The organism is Bacillus haikouensis, from assembly GCF_013179555.1.
Taxonomy (GTDB): Bacteria; Bacillota; Bacilli; order Bacillales; family Bacillaceae_B; genus Rossellomorea; species Rossellomorea haikouensis_A.
In genome coordinates, this window is sequence record NZ_JABMCR010000196.1 from 1 (window position 1) to 7,984 (window position 7,984).

A 7,984-nucleotide genomic window follows, 5' to 3' on the forward strand; every position below is an offset into this window, starting at 1 on the left:
CTTTAGAAACTGGGACGGTGAAAATGTAACGGAAATGCTTCCTGAAATTGAGCAACTTGTGAAAGACTATCATCTCGGCGGGGTTATTTTATTCCGCGAAAATGTGGTTACAACTGAACAGACAACGAAACTGGTAGCTGATTATCAAGAGGCGGCAGAGAAATATGGATTGCTGATGACGATCGACCAGGAAGGCGGAATCGTCACCCGCTTGCAATCAGGTACTGACTTTCCGGGGAATATGGCTTTAGGTGCAGCAAGATCACCCGAAATTGCTCATAACGTTGGTAAAGCAATTGGGGAAGAGCTTCATTCTCTTGGCATAAACGTGAACTTTGCACCTGTTATGGACGTCAACAATAATCCTGACAATCCTGTAATTGGTGTCCGTTCATTCGGGGAAGATCCGGAATTGGTCGCTGAAATGGGTGTGGCTTATACAGAAGGACTTCAATCAACTGGTGTAGCAGCAACCGCCAAGCACTTTCCGGGTCACGGTGACACGGCTGTGGACTCCCACTTAGGGCTGCCTGAAGTTCCGCATGATAAAGACCGGTTAATGGAAGTGGAATTGTATCCTTTCCAGCAGGCAATGGATGCGGGAATCGATGCGATCATGACGGCTCACGTCACGTTCCCTAAAATCGACGGCTCCAAGGCCATTTCGAAAAAAACAGGAGAAGAAATCGCAGTGCCAGCCACTCTTTCTCATAAAGTCCTGACAGAATTGATGCGCGAGGAAATGGGCTACGAAGGCATCATCACAACAGACGCGATGAACATGAAAGCGATCGCGGATCACTTTGGTGCAGTAGATGCGGCTGTTCGCGCAGTCAAAGCAGGCACGGATATCGTACTGATGCCGGTTGGTTTAAGTGAAGTGAGACAGGGACTGCTTGATGCAGTGGACAGCGGTGAATTGACAGTCGATCGAATCGAAGCATCCGTTGGAAGGATCCTTTCACTGAAAATCAAACGAGGTGTCATAAAAGAAGAAACCCCACTTCCAGTAGAAGAGAAAATCGCACAAGCAAGTAAAATCGTAGGATCTGAAGAACACAAACAAGTGGAAAAAGAAGCGGCAGAACGCTCAATCACACTTGTGAAGAACGAGCAGGTACTTCCGATGAAACCATCTGAAGGTGAAAAAGTAGTCGTGGTCGGTAGGTCCTATATCGAAGACCTTGGAAATGCAGTGAAAGAGCAGCATGGAAACACAACCGTCATCGAAGCTCCGGCTAATTATCAATTAACAGATGCACAGAAATCTGAAATCAGAGAAGCGTCAGCCGTCATCATTGGGACGTACACTTATAATGTATCGGGCAGGTCTCCAGACAGTGCACAGATGAATCTTGTAAAAGCTTTAGCGGAAGAAACAAATGCCCCGGTGATTGCAGTCGGCATCCGTAACCCATATGACATCATGGCCTATAGCAGTGAAGTGGATGCTTATCTTGCTCAATATGGTTTCCGTACGGCAAGCTTCAAAGCAACCGCTGCGACGATCTTCGGTGCAAACACGCCTGGAGGTAAATTGCCGGTAACCATCCCGGGTGTGGATGAAGGAACCCTGTACGAATTCGGGCACGGCTTGACGTATTAATTTTATAATAACGGGAGGGGAAAACCTTGAAAAAGTGGATGATAGCACTACTAACGTTCGTTCTGGTACTATCGACGATGTCAGCGGGATCTGCCCATGATAACGGAAAAGGTCATGGTCACGGAAAGGGCAAAGGCAAACATAAGGAATTCTCACTTGGTGTCGAACAACTCCTGAAAGAAGAGAAGCATCTCATTGAAGGCAAAAAGGTCGGGCTGATTACGAATCCAACCGGAGTCGATCAAGAATTGAACAGTATCGTGGACACATTGCATAATGACCCGGATGTAGAATTGACAGCTCTTTACGGACCGGAACACGGTGTGCGCGGAGATGCGCAGGCTGGGGAATATGTTGAATTCTATATCGATGATCGAACAGGTCTTCCTGTCTACAGCTTATATGGCGCAACTAAAAAGCCGTCACCTGAAATGCTTGAAAACGTAGAAGTCCTGTTATTCGATATCCAGGATGTAGGCACACGCTTCTACACCTACATCTACACAATGGCGTATGCAATGGAAGCGGCAAAAGAGAACGATATCCCAATTATCGTATTGGACCGTCCAAACCCATTGAGCGGTACCAAAGTAGAAGGGCCAGTCCTGGATATGAAATACGCTTCATTCGTTGGTAACTACAGCATCCCTCTCCGCCACGGTATGACAGTCGGGGAACTTGCCAAGCTATTTAACGAAGAATTCGGCATCGGCGCAGACTTGACAGTAGTGGAAATGGAAGGCTGGAAACGCAGTATGTATTACGACGAAACACCACTTGAATTCGTCATGCCTTCACCTAACATGCCGACACTTGAAACGGCACTTGTATACCCCGGAGCGGCATTGATCGAGGGGACGAACGTATCAGAAGGGCGCGGTACAACCAAACCATTTGAACTGATCGGCGCCCCATTCATTAACGCAGCCGACCTTGCAGCAACCCTGAATGATTTGGAACTGAAAGGCGTTACGTTCAGAGCGGCCTCCTTTACGCCGGCATCATCCAAGCACGCAGGCAAACTGTCACACGGCATCCAGATACATGTCACTGACCGGAAAGCATTTAAACCTGTCGAAACAGGGCTTAACATCGTGAAAACCATCCATGACATGTATCCTGAAGACTTTCAGTTCCGCGCTGAAAACAGTGCAGGCATCTCATTCTTCGACAACCTGATCGGTAACGGCTGGATCCGCGAAGGAATCGAAGAAGGAAGAAGTATTGAGGAAATGGTTGAACAGTGGCAGCCCGAATTAGACGAATTCAAAGAAGTCCGCGAACAGTATTTGATCTATTAAACAACTCCTTTAAAGAGCTTGAGGCCGGTTGCCTTGGGCTCTTTTTAGTTCTTTGGAAAGAAGAGTGATAGATAATCTTCTCCAACAAATGAATAATGATATTCTGTTCCTATTTAAATACTTACAATTTCACCCTTTTATTGATAGCATAGTAGTGTGAGTGTTTTAATAAAAACCAAAAACATGGTTAAAAGCATACTTGGTTTTAACCGGATCCAGCTGTTGATTGGAGTGCAAGACGAAGACTCCTGCGGGAGGCTCACCAACCGCCCGCGGAAAGCGAAGTCAGCGGTATTAACAGGTGAGAACAGGTGATTTAAACGTGTTATAAATTTTGTAACGGATTGTTCAAACCACCAAATCAATAAAAAAGAAATGAGGTTATCAATCATGCTAAAGAAATTCGCCAGTGATGCATTGGGAATCAGTGATATCGGGAAAATCATCAGAAGAGAAGACTTTGATAAAACACAGTCAGATGACTACGTCTTGACTGAAGACGGGGAAAAGATTCACTTCCTCATCAAATCAAAAACGGATGAATACTGCTTCACAAACCGTGCACTCATCCATTTGGATGGCAACAAAGCCTCCAGCAGCAAACGTAACCTCAAACGCTATGATTATTATGAAAATCCGATCAGCGGAGTCTCCATCGAAACAGCGGGTACCATCGACCTTGATCTTGAAATCAAATTTACCATGGGAAGCTACGGTTTTTCAGTGGATATTGACAAAAAAGAAGGAGAAGCCATCGCAGATCTATACAAGTCCCTGCTCGCCATCTCCCATATCCAGCAAGAAGGAAAGCGTAAAATGGATACTGCAGAAAAGAGCTTATCCACAGCCAGGGAACTTATCACCAACAACCGTTTCCATGACAATGACATCTCAAATGAGTTCAAAGAAGCGACCGGCTTTGCATTTGAGTGGCTGAATGATCAATATAATGCGAATACTCGTAAAGATTTTGGCGAAGTATTTAATAAATATATACAAAATTAAGAAGAACAATGCCAGGCGCCTGCCCTCAATTAAATTGGGCAGGCGCCTGTTTTTAAAAGGTGTAAAATATGTATAGGGAGAATGTAAAAGAAGTTCCTAAGTAATACTAGTATCTATAGGATACTTGATGAAAAGGGAGATTTCCATGTATATTACATCAGCAACCACGATCATTCTGTCCGTCGTTCTGTTACTTTCACTCCGTTTAATGAAACGACATTTCGGTGTCTTAGAACGGACTCTATTGTTTATATTTTCATCATTTATTTGCCAAAATACATACTATAAATTGTTTTCCCCGTACGACCGGCTGAATATTAGCGAAAGCGGATGGGCGAAGCTTACTGTGATCATCCATTTTGGAATTGTGCTGCCAGCTTTATTGATTATTGTATTGTATCTTCAGAAGAGTACAAACTCAATCTTTTACGCAGTGAGCAGTATCGCTTGGATAATCTTCAACATTATATATGAAAAGGTTTTCCTTTTGTCAGGGATATTGGAAAAACCAAATGAACATTGGTATCCCATGATTGATGCTGCTGCAGCTATTTGCATATTAATCATTACCACCATTGTAATGGAAGAAATTCATAAGTTGCTGAGCAAAGAACGGGTAATCACATGATTGAATCAATTAAAATGATCATTACACCCATATCACCAAAACCATTTGATGAAAACGAAATATTTACACTTATCATTTCAATTTTTACGATTGCCGTTCTATGGTATTTACACACCCATAAAAAAACGTTAACCAACGCGGAACTGGTCAGCGTGTATTTGCTCAATCTTTTTTTGACTACCACATTGGAAGCATTATTTGCTGAGCCCCCTTTAGATCTTTACGATACAATGGATTATCCGCACGCAGAAATTTTTGATGTTATTCTGCAGACATTCACTTATCCAGCCACGATTTCAATCGCCATTCATTTTTATGCAAAATACAGGCCGTCCACTTTGTGGTATATCCTGGGATGGGGGTTGATCCTCACATTTCTGGAATGGATCTCGCTTTATTTCAATCTATTTCAACATAAAGAATGGACGCTCTATTACTCGTGCATATTTTATTCTGCAGTTATGACATTGAATATATTCTGGTTCAAAAAAGTAAGAAAACATCTTAATAAAAATTAACCTGGAGGCTTATCTAAAACTAAAAGGTCAGAGCCATTTTATAAAGAATGACATCAACTCAGGCTTTTTTCATAAACTATTTCTGAGGTGAATAAAATGCCAAGAGTCAAATACACGGATGCAGATGTTGCCCTGATGGCAAGGATGATGCGAGCGGAAGCCGAGGGTGAAGGAAAACAGGGAATGCTTTATGTAGGAAATGTCATCGTTAATCGTGCGAAGGCGGATTGTTTGGACTTTAGAGACGTAAGAACCATTCGACAAGTCATCTTTCATGTTCAAGGTGGGAATTATTCTTTTGAGGCTGTTCAAAAAGGGAATCTTTTTTATAACAGAGCGAGATCCGTTGAAAAAAGACTAGCTAAAAAAAATCTGGATTTTTGGGCTCAGCACCCGGCAAAGTATGCCCTTTGGTATTTTAATCCGTATGCGCCTTGTCCTCCCACCTGGTATGGTCAACCTTTTGCCGGTCAATTTAAAAATCATTGTTATTATGAACCAAAAGCAGGAACATGTGCCAGTGTTTATAGCGGTTGATAATCAATTACGGTCCATTTAGCATTTCTTTGTCATAAGGAATGCTATTTATTTTTGTCTGAACAATAATTTATCAATAAAAAAATCTCAATAATTAATAAATATTTATTGTTTATCAATAAATAGTGTGTTAAATTCAGATGGAGGATATATTGGTGAGGTGATTGTATGAAAAAAGAAACATCCTTTTTAAAGTGCGTTGTTGTTGTTGTTATGGGACTGCCTGTCCTTGCTTTGAGTATATTCATATTACCCGGGATAGCTGAATTTTTCGCTGAATTGAATCCGGAGCTGGATTTTTTACAATATCCCTTTTTAATCGGATTGTATGTGACAGCAATCGTCTTTTTCGCTGCTTTGTACCAGACGTTAAAACTGTTGAATTTTATTGATAAGAATCAGGCATTTTCGGATTTATCCGTAAAGGCGTTAAAAATGATCAAATACTGTGCCATCATCATCAGTGCATTTTATGTGGTATTTATACCACTCATCTATCTCATGGCAGAGGCAGACGATGCTCCGGGTATGATCCTAATTGGAATGGTGATTATATTTGGCAGCATGGTGATTGCGGTCTTTGCAGCTGTCCTCCAAAAACTATTGAAAAATGCCATAGAAATAAAATCAGAAAATGATTTAACGGTCTGAGGTGATAACATGGCGATTATAATTAATATTGACGTGATGCTGGCTAAAAGGAAAATGAGTGTGACAGAACTTTCGGAAAGGGTAGGTATAACAATGGCGAACCTTTCGATTCTGAAAAATGGCAAAGCAAAGGCGATTCGATTATCAACTTTAGAGGCGATTTGTAAGGCTTTGGATTGTCAGCCTGGAGATCTTATTGAATATAGGAGTACGGAAGACACTCACTAACAGGGCATATTAAAAAAACTTTGGAGGCACGAATTATGAGAGCATTAAACCAACTCTTTCGCTTTGGCTGGGAGCAGGCCATGTCCTGTTTGTTTCCTGTCGTTATTTTTGCTTCGCTGGCGATTACCCAATTGATTCCTCTCCCTATCCTGCCGAGATATGATTGGCTGCTCATCATCTGCCTGCTGATGCAGTGGGTGATGGTGCGCTCAGGACTTGAAACCCGGGATGAACTGAAAGTCATAACCTTGTTTCACCTGATCGGGCTCGCTCTCGAACTTTTCAAGGTGAATATGGGCTCCTGGTCTTATCCTGATGAAGGATATTCCAAAGTGTTCGGGGTGCCTTTGTACAGTGGATTCATGTATGCAAGTGTAGCAAGTTATCTTTGCCAGGCATGGAGACGGTTAAAGGTTGAACTGTTCAAGTGGCCGCCGTTTTGGGTCGTAGTCAGCCTGGCATCTGCGATATATTTAAACTTTTTCACCCACCATTATTGGGTGGATATTCGCTGGTGGCTGTCAGCACTGGTTGTAATTGTTTTTTGGCGGGCTTGGGTCATATACGAGGTCGGAGGGGAGCGTTATCGTATGCCGCTCGCTCTTTCGTTTGTTCTCATTGGTTTTTTCATTTGGATAGCCGAGAATATTGCTACATTCTTTGGAGCTTGGGAATATCCCAACCAAACCGATGCCTGGAGTCTTGTCCATTTGGGAAAGGTTAGCTCTTGGCTCTTACTGGTGATTGTCAGCTTTCTTATCGTAGCGACATTAAAACAGGTCAAGGGAAAAAAGCCGATCACAACCAATACAGTTGAATACTTAACAAAGTCGGATCCTTAATATCTTAAGGAGTTCGACTTTGTTCATTTTTAGAGGCGGTGAACAGCAAAATCATCAGCTAACCCGGCTAATTCCCGATTTTAATGAAATTTATGTTGAGTTACTTGCTTGGATTTGAAATAATAATAGTGCATAAGTAGTATTCAGAAAATTAATTCTATTTTTAACGAAGGAGCCGGGATGAGTATAATAAAGGACTTTTTACTGCAGCTGACGCTTTTGATCATACCCATATTTATTTATTTTACATTTATTCTGGAGAGGGTAAAGAAGGATCGGAATATAACCGTGATCATGACCATTTTGTGGGGGATTTCCATCCTGCTGTGTATGTCCTTTCCAGTGAATGTTGGTGAGACTGCCCGCCTTGATATACGATTTATACCTCTATTACTAGGCACCTTATACCTCGGATTTTGGCCGGGAATTCTTCTTTCAACCCTTATCATCCTTTACCGGCTTTCTTTAGGGGTGAGTCTTGGATTTTATAATACTGTTCTTGTTTTAGTATTATCTCTTCCAGTCATTTTGTATTTTCAAAAATCATTTATTCGTTCAAAAAAAGATAAGAAGGCAGTCATCGCATTAGGGCTTTCCTTTTATTACTGTGTGCTGGGGCTAACTATCTTCACTATATTAATAGGCTTTTCATTTGATTATCTGAAAGT

At 42.0% G+C, this 7,984-nt stretch carries 10 protein-coding genes; all 10 read left to right on the forward strand.

What is annotated here, in order from left to right; genetic code table 11:
• On the forward strand, window positions 1–1,606 hold a 1,606-nt coding region (locus HP456_RS16640; protein ID WP_172253125.1), incomplete at its 5' end, for a glycoside hydrolase family 3 protein.
• Between the two features lie 26 nt (window positions 1,607–1,632).
• On the forward strand, window positions 1,633–2,907 hold the full coding sequence (locus HP456_RS16645; RefSeq protein ID WP_172253127.1) for an exo-beta-N-acetylmuramidase NamZ family protein: 1,275 nt from the start codon (window positions 1,633–1,635) through the stop codon (window positions 2,905–2,907).
• A 390-nt stretch (window positions 2,908–3,297) separates the two neighbouring features.
• Window positions 3,298–3,912, forward strand: a complete 615-nt coding sequence (locus HP456_RS16650; protein ID WP_172253129.1) for a PH domain-containing protein — start codon at window positions 3,298–3,300, stop codon at window positions 3,910–3,912.
• Between the two features lie 145 nt (window positions 3,913–4,057).
• The gene (locus tag HP456_RS16655) at window positions 4,058–4,540 is read left to right on the forward strand and encodes a hypothetical protein (RefSeq protein ID WP_172253131.1); all 483 of its coding nucleotides are present in this window, start codon (window positions 4,058–4,060) and stop codon (window positions 4,538–4,540) included.
• On the forward strand, window positions 4,537–5,058 hold the full coding sequence (locus HP456_RS16660; protein ID WP_172253133.1) for a CBO0543 family protein: 522 nt from the start codon (window positions 4,537–4,539) through the stop codon (window positions 5,056–5,058). The genes HP456_RS16655 and HP456_RS16660 overlap by 4 nt, the downstream gene beginning before the upstream one ends.
• A gap of 96 nt (window positions 5,059–5,154) precedes the next feature.
• Window positions 5,155–5,595, forward strand: coding sequence for a cell wall hydrolase (locus HP456_RS16665; RefSeq protein WP_172253135.1), 441 nt, complete (start codon window positions 5,155–5,157; stop codon window positions 5,593–5,595).
• A gap of 168 nt (window positions 5,596–5,763) precedes the next feature.
• Entirely contained in the window at window positions 5,764–6,246 is a 483-nt protein-coding gene (locus HP456_RS16670) for a DUF2975 domain-containing protein (RefSeq protein ID WP_172253137.1), read from the forward strand.
• 9 nt (window positions 6,247–6,255) lie between these two features.
• Window positions 6,256–6,474, forward strand: coding sequence for a helix-turn-helix domain-containing protein (locus HP456_RS16675; protein WP_172253139.1), 219 nt, complete (start codon window positions 6,256–6,258; stop codon window positions 6,472–6,474).
• A 35-nt stretch (window positions 6,475–6,509) separates the two neighbouring features.
• Complete coding sequence (locus HP456_RS16680) at window positions 6,510–7,316, forward strand: DUF817 domain-containing protein (RefSeq protein ID WP_172253141.1); 807 nt, start codon at window positions 6,510–6,512, stop codon at window positions 7,314–7,316.
• 180 nt (window positions 7,317–7,496) lie between these two features.
• Window positions 7,497–7,984 (forward strand): LytS/YhcK type 5TM receptor domain-containing protein (locus HP456_RS16685; RefSeq protein ID WP_281358073.1); only part of this gene is annotated, 488 nt, incomplete at its 3' end.

Coding starts and splice junctions, on each gene's coding strand:
- HP456_RS16660 (WP_172253133.1), top strand. CDS start 4,537: ATGATTGAATCAATTAAAATGATCATTACACCCATATCACCAAAACCA.
- HP456_RS16650 (WP_172253129.1), top strand. CDS start 3,298: ATGCTAAAGAAATTCGCCAGTGATGCATTGGGAATCAGTGATATCGGG.
- HP456_RS16665 (WP_172253135.1), top strand. CDS start 5,155: ATGCCAAGAGTCAAATACACGGATGCAGATGTTGCCCTGATGGCAAGG.
- HP456_RS16675 (WP_172253139.1), top strand. CDS start 6,256: ATGGCGATTATAATTAATATTGACGTGATGCTGGCTAAAAGGAAAATG.
- HP456_RS16670 (WP_172253137.1), top strand. CDS start 5,764: ATGAAAAAAGAAACATCCTTTTTAAAGTGCGTTGTTGTTGTTGTTATG.
- HP456_RS16680 (WP_172253141.1), top strand. CDS start 6,510: ATGAGAGCATTAAACCAACTCTTTCGCTTTGGCTGGGAGCAGGCCATG.
- HP456_RS16655 (WP_172253131.1), top strand. CDS start 4,058: ATGTATATTACATCAGCAACCACGATCATTCTGTCCGTCGTTCTGTTA.